At 48.5% G+C, this 18,407-nt stretch carries 15 protein-coding genes, 1 pseudogene and 1 other annotated feature; of the genes and pseudogenes, 11 read left to right on the forward strand and 5 right to left on the reverse strand.

Annotated features, from left to right (window positions below):
• A pseudogene (locus KJS65_RS01075) lies at window positions 1-609 on the forward strand (PhnE/PtxC family ABC transporter permease); the annotation flags it as partial.
• Between the two features lie 131 nt (window positions 610-740).
• On the opposite strand, the gene KJS65_RS01080 reads toward KJS65_RS01075, so the two are convergent.
• Window positions 741-899, reverse strand: a complete 159-nt coding sequence (locus KJS65_RS01080) for an asparagine synthase (RefSeq protein ID WP_127601769.1) — start codon at window positions 897-899, stop codon at window positions 741-743.
• Window positions 900-1,143: 244 nt separating this feature from the next.
• Window positions 1,144-1,388: a binding site (T-box leader), on the forward strand.
• 145 nt (window positions 1,389-1,533) lie between these two features.
• Between KJS65_RS01080 and leuS the strand changes: the two genes are divergently transcribed.
• A complete protein-coding gene (gene leuS / locus KJS65_RS01085) occupies window positions 1,534-3,975 on the forward strand; it encodes a leucine--tRNA ligase (protein ID WP_213648213.1) in 2,442 nt (813 codons plus the stop codon).
• Window positions 3,976-4,073: 98 nt separating this feature from the next.
• On the opposite strand, the gene comER is transcribed toward leuS, so the two are convergent.
• Window positions 4,074-4,904, reverse strand: a complete 831-nt coding sequence (gene comER / locus KJS65_RS01090) for a late competence protein ComER (RefSeq protein WP_213648214.1) — start codon at window positions 4,902-4,904, stop codon at window positions 4,074-4,076.
• A 190-nt stretch (window positions 4,905-5,094) separates the two neighbouring features.
• Between comER and KJS65_RS01095 the strand changes: the two genes are divergently transcribed.
• The 6 genes from KJS65_RS01095 to holA all read left to right on the forward strand — a co-directional run bounded on the left by KJS65_RS01095 (window position 5,095) and on the right by holA (window position 12,345).
• The gene (locus KJS65_RS01095) at window positions 5,095-5,697 is read left to right on the forward strand and encodes a helix-hairpin-helix domain-containing protein (RefSeq protein ID WP_213648215.1); all 603 of its coding nucleotides are present in this window, start codon (window positions 5,095-5,097) and stop codon (window positions 5,695-5,697) included.
• Between the two features lie 54 nt (window positions 5,698-5,751).
• A complete protein-coding gene (locus KJS65_RS01100) occupies window positions 5,752-6,270 on the forward strand; it encodes a deoxycytidylate deaminase (protein WP_136606588.1) in 519 nt (172 codons plus the stop codon).
• Between the two features lie 97 nt (window positions 6,271-6,367).
• Complete coding sequence (locus tag KJS65_RS01105; RefSeq protein WP_213648216.1) at window positions 6,368-9,028, forward strand: ComEC/Rec2 family competence protein; 2,661 nt, start codon at window positions 6,368-6,370, stop codon at window positions 9,026-9,028.
• A 273-nt stretch (window positions 9,029-9,301) separates the two neighbouring features.
• Window positions 9,302-9,850, forward strand: coding sequence for an RNA polymerase sigma factor (locus tag KJS65_RS01110; protein ID WP_136606587.1), 549 nt, complete (start codon window positions 9,302-9,304; stop codon window positions 9,848-9,850).
• On the forward strand, window positions 9,847-11,040 hold the full coding sequence (locus tag KJS65_RS01115) for a zf-HC2 domain-containing protein (RefSeq protein WP_213648217.1): 1,194 nt from the start codon (window positions 9,847-9,849) through the stop codon (window positions 11,038-11,040). The genes KJS65_RS01110 and KJS65_RS01115 overlap by 4 nt, the downstream gene beginning before the upstream one ends.
• Window positions 11,041-11,325: 285 nt before the next feature.
• Complete coding sequence (gene holA, locus KJS65_RS01120; protein ID WP_213648218.1) at window positions 11,326-12,345, forward strand: DNA polymerase III subunit delta; 1,020 nt, start codon at window positions 11,326-11,328, stop codon at window positions 12,343-12,345.
• Window positions 12,346-12,433: 88 nt separating this feature from the next.
• Here holA and KJS65_RS01125 read toward each other — a convergent pair whose 3' ends face one another.
• Window positions 12,434-13,315, reverse strand: coding sequence for a metallophosphoesterase (locus KJS65_RS01125; RefSeq protein WP_213648219.1), 882 nt, complete (start codon window positions 13,313-13,315; stop codon window positions 12,434-12,436).
• A gap of 87 nt (window positions 13,316-13,402) precedes the next feature.
• On the opposite strand from KJS65_RS01125, the gene KJS65_RS01130 reads away from it, so the two are divergent.
• A complete protein-coding gene (locus KJS65_RS01130; protein WP_213648220.1) occupies window positions 13,403-14,050 on the forward strand; it encodes a response regulator transcription factor in 648 nt (215 codons plus the stop codon).
• Entirely contained in the window at window positions 14,043-15,434 is a 1,392-nt protein-coding gene (locus tag KJS65_RS01135) for a HAMP domain-containing sensor histidine kinase (RefSeq protein ID WP_213648221.1), read from the forward strand. The genes KJS65_RS01130 and KJS65_RS01135 overlap by 8 nt, the downstream gene beginning before the upstream one ends.
• Window positions 15,435-15,532: 98 nt before the next feature.
• Here the strand turns inward: KJS65_RS01135 and KJS65_RS01140 are convergent, their stop codons facing one another.
• A complete protein-coding gene (locus KJS65_RS01140) occupies window positions 15,533-16,747 on the reverse strand; it encodes an MFS transporter (RefSeq protein WP_213648222.1) in 1,215 nt (404 codons plus the stop codon).
• Between the two features lie 116 nt (window positions 16,748-16,863).
• Window positions 16,864-17,136, reverse strand: a complete 273-nt coding sequence (gene rpsT / locus KJS65_RS01145; RefSeq protein ID WP_136606580.1) for a 30S ribosomal protein S20 — start codon at window positions 17,134-17,136, stop codon at window positions 16,864-16,866.
• 161 nt (window positions 17,137-17,297) lie between these two features.
• Here rpsT and gpr point away from each other — a divergent pair, with 161 nt between their 5' ends.
• Window positions 17,298-18,299 carry a GPR endopeptidase gene (gpr, locus tag KJS65_RS01150; protein ID WP_213648223.1) on the forward strand — a complete coding sequence of 334 codons (1,002 nt, stop codon included), beginning with the start codon at window positions 17,298-17,300 and terminating at the stop codon, window positions 18,297-18,299.
• The last annotated feature ends 108 nt before the right edge of the window (window positions 18,300-18,407 follow it).

Here is an 18,407-nt window from a genome sequence, read left to right on the forward strand (position 1 = left end):
TTCGCCTCGGCTTTGTTCGAAGTGTTGATTACGCTGGGTCTTGCCTTTCTTGCGACCTTGTTCGGAGCGATCATTGCACTGTTTCTCGGCCTGTTCTCAGCCCGCAACCTGTCTTCACCGCTTGCAGCCGCCATCATTAAAAGCTTGGTTGCGTTTATCCGAGCGGTACCTACGGTGATGTGGGTACTGATATTCGCCGTCGCAGCGGGTCTTGGCAGCGTCGCTGCCGTCATCGGCATGACCTTTCACTCCATTGGTTATTTGATCAAGGCCTACTCGGAAGCTTTTGAGGAAATGGACAAGGGGATGATCGAAGCGCTGAAGTCGAGCGGTGCGAACTGGTGGCAAATCGTGTTTCAAGCCATCATACCGTCTTCGTTATCCTATCTGATGTCATGGACGCTGCTCCGGTTCGAAATCAACTTCTCCGTCGCTATTGCGATGGGAGCGGCGGCTGGGGCAGGAGGGATCGGCTACGATATGTTTATGGCCAGCGGCTTCTACTTCGATCTGCAGGAAATCGGAGCTATCACCTACTTTATCCTGGGCTTTGCCATTCTGCTGGAAATCGTCGCAAACCGCGCGAAGAGAAAGCTGAAGCAGGGATAAAATCTGGTAGCCGCAAGGCAGGATATCGATGTGAATGAAGCAGTCTGCGCATACAAAGAACCTTGGACAGCAGATGTCCAAGGTTTTTTTGCCCGAAGCGCGAAAAGCTTCCGGACGGTCTTCCAAACGAATTAACGGTGCTCGATCAGATCGATCGTCCCGAGCACGATATGAGCCAGGCCGAAACCTAGAATTCCCGTGGCGGCAAGCTTATACTTGCTGCCGAGCAGCGCGGCGCCAGAAGCTGAGACTACAGTTCCAAGAACGGCAGGAATCAAACCTTCACGCATACGAACACTCCCCCTGGTTCAATAAGTTTGGACAGACAATGCTTAGTATGCAGAAAGCGCTCTCGAATATACGCTCTTATCGCGCCGAGGGTGAAGGTAAATGCCGGAGATCGCAGCATGCACCCGATTGACTGTCCTGACGGTTTTATATATAATATGACTTAATGTAGTTTTACTTAACGTAGAATGAACTAAAAACGAGACAATCTTTAGCTCAATCTATAGATTTGATCAAATTCAATAACTTCTGACAATGATGAGGGGTATTAGTTTCAGCGGTGTCACACAGAGAGCCGGCGGTTGGTGCAAGCCGGTTGACGAAGCGGAATGAACTCGCCTTGGAGTCATGGTTTGAAACGCGGAATGTTTATGATTCGGCGCGAAGAACCATCGCCTCACCTCCGATAAGGGTGCAAAGGGAGTGGAGAATAAAGTATATTTTCCGCTAACTAGGGTGGTACCACGGGAATCAAACCTCTCGTCCCTAGCGCTAATACGCTATGGATGCAGGGGTTTTTTTAATGGATTCCGTTCTGAAAGGAACGGCGTATGAAGTTTTAAGATTAATGAAAAAAGAGTATTGGATCGCGGCTTGTAGCAAGGCCGCCTGACTGTATGAGGAGGACATCAGATTATGAGTGAAAATGGGCAGCAGGCTCAGGGATATCAGGCCCAGGCAATTGAGCCGAAGTGGCAGAAGTATTGGGATGAGCATCATACGTTTAAAACGGGAGAGGAATCTGGCAAACCGAAGTTTTATGCGCTGGATATGTTTCCGTATCCATCCGGTGCGGGCCTCCATGTAGGACATCCTGAAGGTTATACGGCAACCGACATTGTATCCCGCTATAAGAGAATGCGCGGCTACAATGTGCTGCATCCGATGGGATGGGACGCATTTGGACTACCTGCAGAGCAGCATGCTCTCGATACAGGTGAACATCCACGTGATATCACGGTAAAGAATATCAACAATTTCCGCCGCCAAATCAAATCTTTGGGTTTCTCCTACGACTGGGATCGCGAGATCAGCACGACAGACCCGGATTATTACAAATGGACGCAGTGGATTTTCATCCAGCTGTACAATAAAGGCCTTGCTTATGTATCTGAACTGCCTGTGAACTGGTGCCCGGCTTTGGGTACCGTGCTTGCAAACGAAGAGGTTATTGACGGCAAGAGCGAGCGCGGTGGACACCCGGTTGTCCGGAAGCCGATGAGACAATGGGTGCTGAAAATTACCGAATATGCAGAACGTCTGCTTGAGGATCTGGAGGAACTGGACTGGTCCGAAAGCATTAAAGATATGCAGCGCAACTGGATTGGTAAATCCAAAGGGGCTGAAGTGAACTTTGATATTGAAGGGCATGAAGGTAAGCTTACCGTGTTTACTACCCGTCCGGATACCCTGTTTGGCGCCAGCTACTGCGTGCTCGCTCCTGAACATGACCTGGTAGCTGAGATTACAACGCCGGATCAGCTCGAAGCTGTAAAAGCTTATCAGGATCAAGCGGCTCGTAAGAGCGACCTGGAGCGTACGGATCTGGCTAAGTACAAAACCGGTGTATTCACAGGTGCTTATGCGGTCAATCCAGTGAATGGCGCGAAGCTGCCAATCTGGATCGCCGATTATGTACTTGCCGGTTATGGAACAGGCGCTATTATGGCGGTTCCAGGCCATGATACACGCGACTGGGAATTCGCGAAGCAGTTCGGGTTAGAAATCATTGAAGTCGTGAAAGGCGGCAATGTGCAGGAAGAGGCTTACAGTGGTGAAGGAGAGCATGTCAACTCCGGCTTCCTGAACGGCCTGGGCACAGAAAAAGCCATCCCTGCAATGATTACCTGGCTTGAGGAAAACGGAAATGGCCAAGGGAAAACTACCTACCGTCTGCGTGATTGGCTGTTCAGCCGCCAGCGCTATTGGGGAGAGCCGATTCCGATCCTGCATCTTGAGGACGGCACCATGAAGACCGTTCCGGAGGACCAGCTTCCTTTGATGCTGCCGGATATTGATCAGATTAAACCATCTGGCACAGGAGAATCGCCGCTTGCGAACGTAACCGAGTGGGTTGAGACGGTGGATCCGGAGACCGGCATGAAAGCACGCCGCGAGACGAACACCATGCCGCAATGGGCAGGCAGCTGCTGGTATTACCTGCGGTTTATTGATCCTCATAATCAAGAGGAGCTCATTTCGAAGGAGAAAGAACGCGAATGGATGCCGGTAGATCTCTACATCGGCGGAGTTGAGCATGCTGTGCTTCATCTGCTGTATGCACGCTTCTGGCATAAGGTTCTATATGATCTGGGCGTTGTCAGCACCAAGGAGCCGTTCCAGAAGCTGGTGAACCAGGGCATGATTCTTGGAACAAATAATGAGAAAATGAGTAAGTCCCGCGGCAATGTCATCAATCCCGATGAAATTGTTGAGAATTATGGCGCAGATACGCTCCGCATTTATGAAATGTTCATGGGGCCGCTCGAAGCGACGAAGCCATGGAACGAAAATGGTGTGGAAGGTGCGCACCGCTTCCTGTCCCGTGTATGGCGTCTTGTCGTTAATGAAGACGGCAGTCTGAATTCAAAAATTACGGATAATGAAGGCAGCGATGAATTCAAACGCGTTTGGCATAAAACGATCAAAAAAGTTACTGAAGATATGGAACATCTGCGTTTCAACACAGCGATCAGCCAGCTGATGATCTTCATCAATGATGCTTATAAGGCTGATTCGATTCCGCGCAAAGCGATTGAGGACTTCACGCAGCTGCTTGCGCCATTTGCACCGCATATTACCGAAGAGCTGTGGGAACGTCTCGGACATCAGGAAAGCATCGCATATGCTGCATGGCCAGCTTTTGATGAAGCATGGACGGTTGATTCCGAGGTTGAAATTGTCATTCAGGTCAACGGTAAAATCGTACAACGTGCCATGATTGCCAAAGACATGAGCCAGGAAGCTATGCAGGAATACAGCATGTCTCAGGACAATGTCCAGCAGGCCATTGCTGGCAAGACTATACGCAAAGTGGTCGCTGTACCAGGTAAACTGGTTAATATTGTAGCCAACTAAATCATAAACAGGATCGAAAAGCATTCAATCCCCGTACAATTAATTTTGTACGGGGATTTTTTTGGAATCACTGCTTTATTGAGACATTTGCTTTACGGCTAAGTTTTGGAATCGCCAAAAAGCGTATTGCATTTACTCAAATCTTCATCGTATTTAGCATGAGTCGTGGAGATAAGCTGGTGAAATACACCATCCAGACTATGCTTTAACAGGGCAAGGGCTTCTGCGGTGATTCCGCCAGGGACGGCAACCCTTTCCTGAAGCTCATGAGGCTTGAAGCCGCCCTCCGTTAGCAGCTTGCCCGTTCCAAGCAGCATTTCGCCGGCCAATTCTGTGAGATTCTCACGCCCGATGCCTGTCATTTCAACCGCTGCCTCAATCCATTGATCCAGAAAGAAGCTGATGAATGCAGGTCCACAGCTGGAAAAGTCCGAGGTAATCCGCACATGGGATTCCTGGATTTCCAGGGGCCTGCTGATGAAGCCCAGGAGATTTTCCAAAAGCAGCCTGTCTTCTGCATGAATACGACTGCCGTACATGCAAAGGGAAGCACCGCTCAGCGTTAAATGTGTGATGCTTGGAATGATTTTGGCAATTTTGCAGGTCAGTGCGCTTTCGAGATGATGTGTTTGGACCGGACTCGTGATCGATACAAGGATCTGGTTAGGCTTCACTTCATCCCCGATTTCATCGATCAAGACTTTATACTGAAGCGGTTTTACGCATAGAAATACGATTTCGCTATTTTTGACGGTCTCTACATTACTGCTGCATACATTCAGTCCGGGATGACGCTGAGCCAACAAATTCACCTTTTCTAATGAACGGTTGCTGGCGAAGATTTGCTGAGGCATGAGCGCACCGGAAGCAATGAAGGTATCGAGCAACATGCTTCCCATACTGCCGGTTCCGATGAATCCTACCTTCATATAGGTCCCCTCCTTTCGTGCTTTGCGGTAACGGCGCAATCCTTCTCCTTAATGTATGCGTATGAACCTGCACCTCATGACGGTTTTTCGGCAGGCACTGCTCCGGCAGAGCATTTTATTTTTTCAGAGATCAGAAGGTGTGAGCTTCTCTCAAGTAAAGACAGACATTTCTATGAAAATGAGGTGTATCATGAAACGTTTGACTGTAGGGATCAGCATATGCTGTGCCATAATAGGAAGCGCCGTGATTTTATTGTCTGGCATGAAGCATGGAGATGAAGCAGAGGCGTGGAAACCGCTGAACGCCAAGCTCGCTGCTGCTTTAGAGGACGAACATAAGCCGGCACCGGAGAGCAGCACAGGACAAGCAGCGCAAAGTGGCGGGAATGCAGCTAAAGACAAAACTCAGACATCTACAGAACCTGTGAAGACCGAGCCAACCACTCAAGCGGTTTCTTCTGCTCCTGCAGGAACGGCTTCCGGAGTTACAGAGTCTCAAACAGCAGCTTCAAACGGCTCTTCGGCAAGCAGCTCCAGCGTTCCAGAAAATAAAGCGGGTAATCCTTCAACCGATCCTCCCAGCAGTGAATCGTCATCTGTCCGCAAAATAAACGTTAACACGGCACAGGCTTCCGAGCTTACAAATATACCAGGCATTGGAGCAAAGAAGGCACAGGCCATTATCGACTATCGAAATCAGCATGGTCCATTTCAAAAGGTGGGCGATCTGGACAAGGTTAAGGGAATTGGTGCTAAAATGCTTGAGAAAATGAAGCCCTACGTAGAGCTTTAGCCCGGAGATGTGCTACAATGTTTACAATCATTCTATGAAAAACAGGTGATAAACGTGAACGACGAAACGCGCAAAGACTGGGACACATACTTTATGGATATTGCTTACATGGTTTCTACGCGTTCCCGCTGTCCCCGCAGGCATGTTGGTGCCGTGCTGGTTCAAGGAAAAAAACTGCTGGGCACAGCCTATAATGGGGCCCCATCGGGCGTTCCGGACTGCTCTGAGGCCGGCTGCATGATTGCAGAGGAACTCGAAATGGTAGAGCATGACGGTAAACAGGAAATGATCAAAAAGCAGCGCTGCGTGCGTACGATTCATGCCGAACAGAATCTCCTGCTTTTTACCGACCGGATTGACCGTGAAGGCAGCTCGGTTTATGTAACGGACGAGCCCTGCTGGACCTGCGCCAATATGCTGGCCAACAGCGGGGTAACGGAAATTGTATTTCACCGATCCTATCCAAAGGATACAGATAAGGTCACGGAGATGATGAAGCAGAAGGGGATCACTTTTCGCAGACTTTCAACCTATGAACCGCCGCGTGAAACAATGATGACCGTCTCCAACTAGAACAGGATAAAAAGAGAAATCGAGGAAGGACCTCTGCCGCCGCGGCTTTAAGCCGCAGACAGAGGTCCTTCCTTTTTAGATAGAAGGAGGGAATTAGATGAGAGGAAGGCCGTTAATCGTCTGGACCATCGCTTGGATGGTAGGAAGCAGTATGGCCTACGAATACTCGGGATTAAGATTATTGATGATCTGGTCCGGAATGACGCTGCTGCTTGCTATTCCTGCACTGGTGCATAGAAACCTGCTCCGCAGCATGTTAATTGCATGGGTAGCATTGACGTTATCGGGAATATACTGGGAGTGGAGCGATGCACGGAATGTAACCGTGCTGCCGGAGGCTGTGGCCATGGATATCGCTGATATGGGTGGAATGCTGCTGCAAGCCGAAGGCGTAATCGTCTCATCCGTCGAAGTGGACGGAGACAGGGCGGATTTACAGGTTGAACTGAAAAAAGTAATGATACAAAAGAATGCAGATACAGGCGATTCACCATCCTCCATGAAGTCGCTTCCGTTGCTTGAGCGGGTTATGGTCCAAGTTAAACTTCAAAGCAAGGACCAGCAGAGGTTAGCAGAAAGCTGGCAGCGGGGGGACAGGATTAAACTAAACGGATCGGTTGAGGTTCCATCTATTGCACGAAATTTCGGCGGCTTTGATTATGCGGCGTATCTGCGCACCCAGCATATTCATTGGCTCTATAAAGTGAAAGGCATACAAAATGTACAGGCTTCACCACCTTCCCACTGGAGTACGCTTACGATCTTCCGCTGGAATGACCGGATACGCAGCGGGCTGGGAAGTAAAATTGCGGAAATCTTTCAAGAGCCTCATGCAGGCTACATGAAAGGACTGCTTATCGGTATGCAGGATGATATTGACCCGGAGACGTACACTCAATTTTCCCAGCTTGGGTTGACCCACATCTTGGCCATATCCGGCATGCATGTTGCTGTTTATGTCGCCAGCTTGCTGTTTTTGCTGTCTTTGTTCAAGGTGTCGAAAGAGAGGTCTCTGCTAATTGTTATGATCATGATCCCGGTGTACGTGCTCATTTCCGGGGTGAGTCCTTCGGTTGTGCGGGCGGGCATTATGGGCATGATTGGGCTATTTGCTGCCAGAAAGGGCTGGCTGAAGGATGGCATGAATATTTTGGCAGCGGCAGCTCTCCTTATGATGCTGTGGAATCCGTATTATATGCTGAGTGTCAGCTTTCAGCTATCATTTCTCGTAACGGCAGGGCTCATGCTGTATGTACCGCTCGTGACCCCGCTTCTTCGCTTTCTTCCAAAGCGCTTCGCAGCAGCCGCTGGGGTGACGCTGGTCGCTCAGGTTGTTTCCTTCCCGCTCACAATCTATTATTTCAACCAGTTTTCTTTGCTGTCTTTTGCCGCCAATTTTGTATTGGTCCCGTTGATTACTTTTCTCACGCTGCCTCTGGGCGCTGCAGCGCTGCTGCTTGGCTGGATCTGGCTGCCTGCGGGAAGGTCGGTAGGGTGGATAGCCGAAATCCTGAATGATGGAACCTTCTGGCTGGTCCGCTGGATGAACGGATACCCGCAATTTGTCACGATATGGAGATCGCCTTCAATCATTTGGATTCTAACTTACTTTGCCGTACTGTATCTACTTTTATATGTAGCAAGCCGGTACCTGATTGGCCATAAAAGCAGATTGCCAGCTGGAGATGCAAATGATACCGTTGAGCTTGAAGGCGTGGGGTCTCCCGGCAGGGCCGCGTACTCTCCGTCTCCGCCAAACTATAAAATTGCATCTCTTATGGCCACAATTATGCTTGTCTTTATATTTTTGATATATTGGGAGTACAGGCCATCGTCATTGCATGGTGCTGGCTTGGTTCAGTTCCTGGATGTGGGACAAGGTGACAGCATTCTGATCACGACACCGGGAGGACGCAATATCCTAGTGGATGGAGGAGGCACCGTTAATTTCCGGAAGCTCCAGGATACCTGGAAGGAACGAAAAAATCCCTTTGAGGTCGGGGCTAAGGTTGTTGTGCCGCTGTTAAAGCAGCGTGGAATTCATCATCTGGACGCGGTCATCATTACCCATGGGGATCAAGACCATGCAGGCGGAATACAGGCTGTGTTGGATCAGATTCCGGTAAAGGCTTTGCTCTTTAATGGCACGTTGGCGGGAACCTCTTCCTTCGATAAGCTGATGGATACGGCTCTTCACCGTAAGATTCCAGTATATGCCGTTCATCAGGGCATGCAGCTAAAAATGGATGATCATACCGATCTCTCCTTTTTATCTCCGCTCCTTGAAGAAATGGAGCAGGATGAAGTCCCTGTCGAAAAAAATCAGAATCACATCTCGGTGGCGTTTCTACTGACCATGAATGATGGAAGATTTTTATTCACCGGAGATATGGATAAAGCGGCGGAAGAAGATATACTGAGTATAGGATTGAAAAACGCACAAGCTGCCTTGACTTCGCAGCCATCTATGCCTGCCGGAGCCTTTTCTATGCCGGAAGGCAGTGTTGATGTGATCAAAATTGCCCATCATGGCAGCAAGTCGTCGAGCAGCGAAGACTGGCTTCATTATTGGCGGCCGAAAGCAGCGGTCATCTCAGCGGGTGTAAACAATTTGTACGGGCATCCGCATGCGGATGTTGTGGAACGGATTGCTGCGGAAAAGGCCCAACTATTCCGGACAGATTTAAGCGGTGAAGTGCAGATGATTGTGCAGCGGGGAAATATACAAACCCGCTTTAAATTGGATTTAATCCATTAAATTTGAAAAGAGATCATTTGTTAACAAAATCTTAAAGAATTAACCGAAAAAAACACGTAAAATGGATAAGTTGGTGCCTCTTATATTAGAGGTGACGCGCCCACTAGAATTTGGTATTCTTAATTGGGGATTGCCATGCAATTAGCGGGTGAAAGCCATCTTCACGTACATAAGATTTTAGGGTCTTATAACGGATAAAAAATGTTGGTTACAATTTGCAACAATTTGACACTCTTACACGTCTGTAAGATTGCAGGGAGAGGGGGATCCTTTGTGGTAGAGCAGGGACTCATAAGAGCCGCTCAATCGGGCGATCGCGACGCTCTAATCACCCTATTAAGAGAAATTGAGCATCAAGTGTATCGAACAGCCTATTACATTTTAAACGATGAACAGGATGCAATGGATGCTTCTCAGGAAGCATTGATTCGCATTTACACCAAGATAGGCTCCTATGAAGAAAAAGCGCAATTTAAAACATGGGTTCAACGGATCGTGACCAATATTTGTATTGATAAATTCCGGCGCACGAAACCTACGGTTTCTATCGATGAGCATGAACTGGTATTTCAGGATAAACAGAATGTAGAGCAATCTGTGATGTCCTCTTACCTGGCCCAGGATATTCAGGAAGCGATAGACCAGCTGCCTGATCATCACAGGACCGTTATTGTTCTCAGATATTTGCAGGACTTTTCCTACAATGAAATTGCTGACTGTCTGAACCTTCCCTTAAACACGGTGAAGTCTTATTTGTTCAGGGCCAGACAGCAGCTACAAAATATGCTTCAAGAGCATCAGAAAGGTGGTGTATCAGGATGAAATGTCCAGAGGTGGTGGAATGGATGCACCGTTATTTGGATTATGATCTAAGCGAAGAAGAGACCGTTCAGTTATATGAGCATTTAAAACAATGTCCTGAATGTACGGATACCTTTCGGATGCTGAAGTCATTGTCCCGAGATCTTGAGGATCTCCCCAAAGTAACGCCCAAATTCAGTATTGTCGATGCCATTATGCCTCAGCTCGATGCCATAGATCAGGCCCGTCAGGAAAAGAGCGCCTCTCGCGAGGAAGCTCCTGCCGAGATGGTTCCCGTACCAACACGGCCAGTACGTACAAGCAAATTCCGCAACTCTGTTGCCGGTCGTACGGCCATGGGTGCGGTAGCAGCTGTAATTATTCTGGGAGTGGCTATATATAACTATTCTCCGAAGCATTTATCAACAGCAGAAGAGCCTGCCTTTAAAGCCGAGCAAAAGATGGCCGAAACAGCTTCTTCCGCAAGTGAGTCAACAACGGGCAGCGGCGGAGGGCAGCAGGATGTTAAGCCCAAGCAGGATGAACAGCAAAGTGATCCGGTGAAACAGGACACGACAGATGGATCCTCCGCTGGGAGCGGAGATGCAGAATTGACGACGCCGGATGTTTCCGCGGACCATGCGTCCAAGGATCAGACGTTGCGGTCAACCGAACCTCCAGTCAAGCCGGATGATAAAACAAGCCGGAGCGCGGATACGGGAATAGGGAAAAAATCGGCTTCCGGCGGTGCTGTGGATTCAGGTACTCCGGCGGAATCCTCAAATCCGGAACAAGGGACTCCGGTGGACAACGGCAACGGTGGCAGCAGCCAGGATAACAAGGCGGCAGATAACAGCAGCACTCCGGAAACACCGGCTGCGGATTCGAATAGCAAAGATCAGGATCCGGGTGTCAAAGAAGATAATATGACCATGGGTATTACTAGTTTTAATAAGGCCGCAGCGGCTCAATTCAACTCTCCTGACGGCAAATATGCCGCTTCCGTAGAAGAGAAGAAGTTGGTCATTTATAATGTCTCTGATAAAGACGGGCAGAAGACGGCAGTCAAGACCATCGATTTGCCAGGCACTTGGGTGTCTGGGGTATGGTCAGCGGACAGCACGGTCTTTACCTATCAAACATCGGATGATCAGGGCGCAACGACGAGCAAAACCTATCAGGTTAACGGCTCGGATTCTTCAAATCCCTGAAAAGTGAACCGAATATATAAAAAATAAACCGGTTTGCTATATGCACAATAATTGGAGATATAGAATAGGATATACGGTTAGATTAATCCAGACCCGTCGTATGACCGCGGGCTGCAAAGTTTCTAGAGCTTTGCTTAGCCGGTGTTTATCATAGATGTGCTGGGATCAGAGGGACCTTTCCGTGAGGGAGGGTCTCTTTGCTGTTTTACCTTGGGCCGATTTTTGATAATATATTAAAGCAGGCCAAATAATGATCAGGCTACATAGATGAAAGGGGGCCTACGTGTGGACGTCAAAGCTGCAACAAAGGCCATCAAGCAGGGAGAGATCTCACCGGTCTATTTGCTTTACGGTACGGAGAAATACCAAATGAACGAATTTGTTTCTTTTCTCGTGGAGCAGACGATTTCCCAGGAAGAGCATGACTTTGCTCTGGTCCATTATGATCTTTCGGATACGCCTCTGCAGGCGGTCATTGAAGAAGCAGAAATGGTGCCTTTCATGGTGCCGCGGAAGCTGATTCTTGTGCAGGATGCCTCTGTATTCACAGCAGGCAAGGACAATGCGAAGGTGGAGCATCGTGTGGAAGCGCTCCTTGAATATATGAAAAATCCGGCTGAATACAGTGTATTGGTGTTTATGGTCAACCAGGAGAAGCTGGATGAGCGGAAAAAAGTTGTTAAAGAGATTAAAAGCAGGGGTACGCTGCTTACCTTTATGCCTTTAGGCAGCGAGGATCTTTTAAAGTGGGTAGGCAAAAAGATGAAAGAACGCGAGTGCACGATGGAAGAGGGGGCAGCTGAAATGGTGATCCGCAATGCGGGCACCCAGCTGCAGACCTTATCCGCGGAGATCGATAAGCTGTGCCTTTATGCTGGCAAGGGCGGAGTGATCAGCGTACATATCGTGGAACAGTTGATTGCACGGACTACGGAACAAAACGTGTTTGCACTTGTGGAAGATATTGCGAATTTAAGAGTGGACCGCGCACTCGGAATTTTCTATGAGCTGCTCAAGCAAAAGGAAGAACCGATCAAAATTGCTGCATTAATTGCCCGGCAGTTCCGCATTATTTTACAGGTCAAGGACCTTGGAGGGCAAAGCTACTCCCAACAGCAGATTGCTTCGCAGCTGGGTCTCCACCCCTATGCTGTCAAGATCGCTGGAGAGCAGGCTAGAAAATTCCAGGCTTCACAATTGAAACAGATTCTGAGCAGGCTTGGAACGCTCGACTTCCAAATGAAAACGGGAGCTATCGACAAGGTACTGGGACTGGAACTGTTTCTGTTAAGACTCGCGGCATAGATGGTCAAAATAAGGTGCTGAACGGATCGTAGTCGATTAGAAAACTACGATGTGCGTACAGCCCTTTTTTAATGCTTTGTATCTTACGTCAATGGGTTGCAGGCTGCTGCAGTGTGAGGAGGGTCAACTCCGGAATACTATCAAAGCGGAAGGGAAGGCGTGTTGTGCCGATTCCACGGTTTACGTATAGATACGAAGGTTTACGGCTTTGGCGATAAAAAGTATATAACCCCTCTGTGTACTTATGGGCAAGCGGCGGAGTATACAGGGAGCCGTATCCAGGCAGTCGAACCTGACCTCCATGACTGTGGCCGGATAGCTGCAGATCCACGGGATAAGAACCCAGCCGGTCCGCAACATCGGGCTCATGCACAAGCAGCAGATCAAAACTATCCGGATCTACCTGCTTAAATGTACTCTTGAGATCGGGTGAGCCGAGTAAAAAATCATCGAGACCGGCGATATTCAGCTTGCTGCGGCCGACATTCAAAACCTTATTCTCGTTCACGAGCACTTTGAACCCACTGTCCGACATGAGGCGGAGGTATTGATGTTTGCCGCCGCCACCTTGATCATGATTGCCGTACACAGCATATTTTCCAAGCGTGGCCTTGATTTGCTTTAATATAGGTGCGACCTTGCCTGAATTGCGGTATTGTGAAAAATTATCGATCAAATCTCCTGTGAACACGACGAGATCCGGTTTTAAGCTGTTGATACGTGTTACGAGGTTTCTGAGTTTGTCCAAGGAATAGAATTCACCCAGGTGGAGATCACTAATTTGAATGATGCGCATACCGTTGAGATCAGCAGTGACGGATGGAGTGATGATCTTCACCTTCTCGATACGGAGTAGATTTGGTTCGATTTGTCTTGCATAATAGTAGATAGATCCGGCCGTCAAGAGAAGAAGAGCGGCGAACAGAATGAACAGATTGAAGCTGGCAGGCTTTTTGTGTTTGGGTTTCATAGGAATCCTCCCTTTCGACTTCAACTATACCGGGACTGCGTTACATGAATGTGACAGGCGGCGGAGTCCTTCGAAAAGGAGAATACCATGCGGATTTTAATTGCTGACGATGAACAGGATATGCTGCGGATTTTAACGGCATATTTTCAAAAGGAAGGCTATGAAGTATTTACAGCAGGGAATGGCGAGGAGGCTCTCGCGGTCTTTTACCGTGAAAAAATCGATCTTGCGATTCTGGACTGGATGATGCCGAAGCTTAGTGGGCTTGAAGTGTGTCGGGAAATCAAAGAGCGATCGGATAAAAAGGTGTTGATCCTGACGGCAAAAAGTGAAGAAGAGGATGAGCTTAAGGCACTCCACACTGGCGCGGATGAATTCATACGCAAGCCGTTTCACCCGAAAATTCTTGTTCTCCGGGCCAAAAAGCTGCTGGGTGACGAGAAAGGACAGCGCTATAAAACGATAAGAATCGATATGGAAGGCAGCAAAATTTATAAAAATGATACCGATCTGCAGGTGACGAAAACAGAATTTGAGCTGATGTGCTGCTTTATCCGACACAAGGGCCATATATTAACAAGACATCAACTGCTGGATCTGGTGTGGGGTCTTGATTATTTTGGTGATGAACGGACGGTGGACACCCATGTCCGCAGACTCCGGGAGAAGGTTGGAGGAGACCTTATTAAAACTTACCGGGGACTTGGTTATAGTGTGGAGGCCAGTGATGAATAAGCTGGGCCGTAAGCTGTTTCTGAGCATCACCGTTGCCATTTTGTTCATTTTTATTGTCTTTGTGCTGATGGCAAACTTTTTTCTGCCTAAATATTATATATACAAGACCAAAGAGAAGCTGGGAGAAGCGATCAATTTGATCGCAGAGCTTCCGGCTGCAAGGATGGCGGACTCGATTCCACTGCTTGAGCAGCAATACCATGTTACGATCGTATATGATTCTTTGCAGAAGCGGGGAAACGACCTGAACAATTCGTTGCTGCAGCAGCTGGCCAAAAAGACGGTCACGCTAAATAAATTCTGGATCACGGATGAGTCTTGGCAAAAGGTTAAGGAAGGCAGCCGCGTAAATAAAATTTATGATCAGGGTAAGCTCAAATCCAGTTTCTATGCTAGCTTCATCCGAAAGGATCAAAACATCGTCCTGATTGGACTCTCCATGGCGTACATTAGTGACACAATCCAGATGATTAACGAGTTTATTTTGATCCTTGCCTTCATTTCGGTGCTGATTATAGTGTTCGTCGTCTGGCTGCTCTCTTACCGCATGACCCAGCCCCTGAAGGAGCTGGGTGAGGTGGCCAAGGATATCTCAAAGCTGCATTTCAGAAAAGCCCGGACAAAGACCAGGGATGAGATCGGAGAGCTGGCGGAGAGCATCAATACCATGAGTGACAAGCTGAGTGAGGCGCATGCCGATTTATCCAGAAAGAATTTAAGTCTAAAGCGGTTTATGTCCGATATCACGCATGAGCTTAAGACGCCGGTTTCGCTCATCCAGGCTTATGCCGAAGGCATTCAGGACGGGCTGGACGATGGAAGCTATGCTGCTACGATATTGCGTCAGAACGAAAGTATGGCTCGGCTGATTGACGAGCTATTGGATTTTGCGAAAATTGAGAGGGGGCTGCTTGAGCTCAGCGCGCTCCCAATCAAGGATTTGTTCAGCGACTGCTTGGAGAAATTTCAAATGGAACTGGAATTCAGACAGATCGAACTGGTCGTGGAAGATGACCTGCCGGGAAACCCGATGATTGAAGCCGATGCGGATAAAATCAGGATGGTATTTCATAACCTTTTAAGCAATGCGGTAAAATATTCAGCGGATCATCGAATACATGTATCTTTCGGGGAACAGGGCTCGGATATCGTTTTCGATATGAGCAATGTCTTTCAGGGAGAAATATCCGATGTATCCCAGTTGTGGGAGCCCTTTTATGTGCTGGAAAGCTCGCGTCATAAGGAAAAATCGGGAACCGGTCTTGGACTCGCGATTGTTAAAACGATTCTGGAGCAGCATGAATACCGCTATCAAGCGAAGGTGAATGGTCAAATTATTCACTTCTATATATTTTTTGAGAAAATAAGCCCTCGTCCTGCATGAGCAGAATGAGGGCTTTTGCTTTCGGAGACACCCTCCTAAAGTCACATCGTAATGAGTCACTGTGACGTCAATGTGACAAGGAGGGAGGGAAATTCACTTTAATGATTTATCGTAGCAGAGGATGATTGCGTATCGGGCTGGCGGGTGAACCGCTGCGACCAAAAGGCGAGGCCCATCGTAAGCAGCAGCAGAATGCCTGTAAGTAAAAAAACAGCATGGATGCTGAATACACCGCTGATTGCACCGCCTGCGAGCGGGCCAAGCATGCCTCCGAGCTGGTTGGAGGTTTGGCTTAGACTGAATGCCCTGCCGCGGAAATCGCTGGATGTCACGCGGACAATCAGACCGTTGAGGGCCGGAAAGACTGCGCAGAAGAAACAGCCGTACAGAAATCGTACGATCGAAAAACCCCAAATGTTGTGGAAAGGGATTTGCAGCAATGAACCAATTCCCCCGGCGAACAGGCCGATGAGCAGAATTTTCTGAAAGCCGATTTTATCGGCGAGCTTACCCCAGCGGGGAGCGAAGATGATGCTCGCGATACCGACCAGTGAGAAGATTACCCCGGCCAGGATGGATGCGTCGGACGCCGAATGTCCTAACTCTACGATATACAATGGAAGAACGGGCTCGATTGTCATGACGGAGAACTGTGTGAACATGGTCAGTACCAGCACAACGACCAGCAGTTTATTATGCAGTGCAAGCTTGACGGTATTAAACACGGATACGCGGTCTTTGCCGGGCACGAATTTTTCTTCTTTCACGTAAAATATCACGAGCATGGTGGCCAGAAAACAGAGCACGCCAGCGCTTGCAAAGGCCAGACGGTTATCAAAAATCTTCGACAGGATCCCGCCGAGAAGCGGTCCCATAATGCTGCCGGTGGCTGTAGCCGTTGACATGGTGGATAGCGCATACCCAACCTTATGCTCCGGCGTATTGGTGCCCACGATCGCAATGGCTCCTGGGATAAAGCCGGAAAGCAGACCCTGTAAAATCCGCAAAATAAGCAGCTGTACCGGGCTGGTTACGAAGGAAGTCAGCAGATAAATCACACATAAAACAAATCCGGCACGGATAATCATAGCTTTGCGTCCATATTTGTCACCGACGGAACCCCAGAAAGGAGAGGACAACGCACCTGCCAGAAACGCACTGCTGAACAATATGCCGGACCACATTTCAATGTTTTGGGTCACGCCAATTTGAATTAAGAAGATTGGGAGAAACGGAATCACCATGGAGAAGCTTGAAGATACGATAAAAGAACCAAACCATAATACCCATAAGTTTTTCTTCCAGATTTCCATTGCTCGTCAACTCCTGTCTTGGTTATGTAGGCAAGCAGTATAGTCTGAATCAAAAAGTCCTGATCAGCTTTTCAGCTGTTCAGGACTCTTCATTTTCATCGTATGGATAGCGCATCTTATGCTTGTGCATTCAGAGCGTTAAGTTTTTTCGCCAAGCGGGATTTCTTGCGGCTCGCTGCATTTTTGTGTACGAGGCCTTTACTTACAGCCTTGTCAAGCTTTTGGGATGCGGCTTGAACTGCAGATTTCGCAGCTTCAACTTCAGTATTTGCCAGCGCAGTATCAGCGGCTTTAACAGCTGTACGGAGCGCGGATTTTTGGGAAGCATTAAGCGCACGGCGTTTGTCGTTCGTTTTTACGCGTTTTACGGCGGATTTAATGTTTGGCATTGCATTCACCTCCTGTAAGGCATTCGAATAGCTCGAAATGATTCACAACTTAAAATAGTTTAGCATGGGGTACCATAAAAAGCAATACTTAAAAGGCTTTGCATAATCAGAGTCTTCCTCCCGCACACTATAACAAAAAGGCAAGAGAGGATGGTTTTCAGATGGAGTTGGATCTACAACAGTATTCTGTGCGTACGGATTTGGCGGTGGATGCCAGGGAAATGGCTGCAAAGCAGTATCCTGGGTCGATACCGGGCGTGGATGAAGAGGTTTCCGATAAGGACGGAATTAAAATAACCCGTTTAAATGTACTGAATGATGAGGGATCACAAGCGATTGGGCGTATAAAAGGACATTATGTAACTCTGGAGGTGCCGGGGCTCCGCAATGGGGATACCGGGCTGCAGGAGCGCGTGACAGAGGCTTTTGCGAGAGAGTTTGAGGATTTCCTGACCCTGATCGGCATTCAGAAAAAAAATACGGTTCTCATTGTCGGCCTGGGAAACTGGAATGTAACGCCGGATTCACTGGGGCCGCTGGTGGTGGAGAATGTCCTGGTTACCCGTCAGTATTTTGAGCTGATGCCGGATCAGGTTGCTCCAGGCTACCGCCAGATCAGTGCGATAGCGCCGGGTGTGCTCGGAATCACGGGTATAGAATCGAGTGAGATTGTGCAGGGAATAGTGGAGCGGACCAAGCCGGATTTGATTATTGCGATTGATGCGCTGGCATCGCGGTCACTGGAACGGGTGAATACAACCATTCAGATTGCGGATATTGGGATCCATCCCGGTTCCGGCATAGGAAACAAACGGCGGGGGCTGACCCAAGAGGTGCTTGGAGTACCATGTATCGCCATCGGGGTGCCGACTGTCTGTTACGCATCGACCATAGTGAACAATGTAATGGAAATGATGAAAAAACACTTTGGCCAGGAAACCAATCAGACACGGGAAATTATGGGACTGCTCGATGGCATATCCGAGAACGAAAGGCTGGCGCTCGTAAAAGAGGTCCTTGAACCGCTAGGCCATGATCTCATCGTAACACCTAAAGAAATTGATGAATTCATTGAGGATATCGCCAATATTGTGGCAAGCGGGCTGAACGCTTCACTGCATGACGCGGTGGATTCGGGCAATTCCGGAGCGTACACTCATTAGCGGATTCCCAAGAAACGATGAATCTATAAAACTCTTCAAGAAGCCCCGCGAATCTAGCGTGGCTTCTTTTTTTTGCTAAACATCCTATTCAGTGCCTGAGGAAGCAGC

It is taken from the genome of Paenibacillus sp. J23TS9 (assembly GCF_018403225.1).
Taxonomy (GTDB): Bacteria; Bacillota; Bacilli; order Paenibacillales; family Paenibacillaceae; genus Paenibacillus_AQ.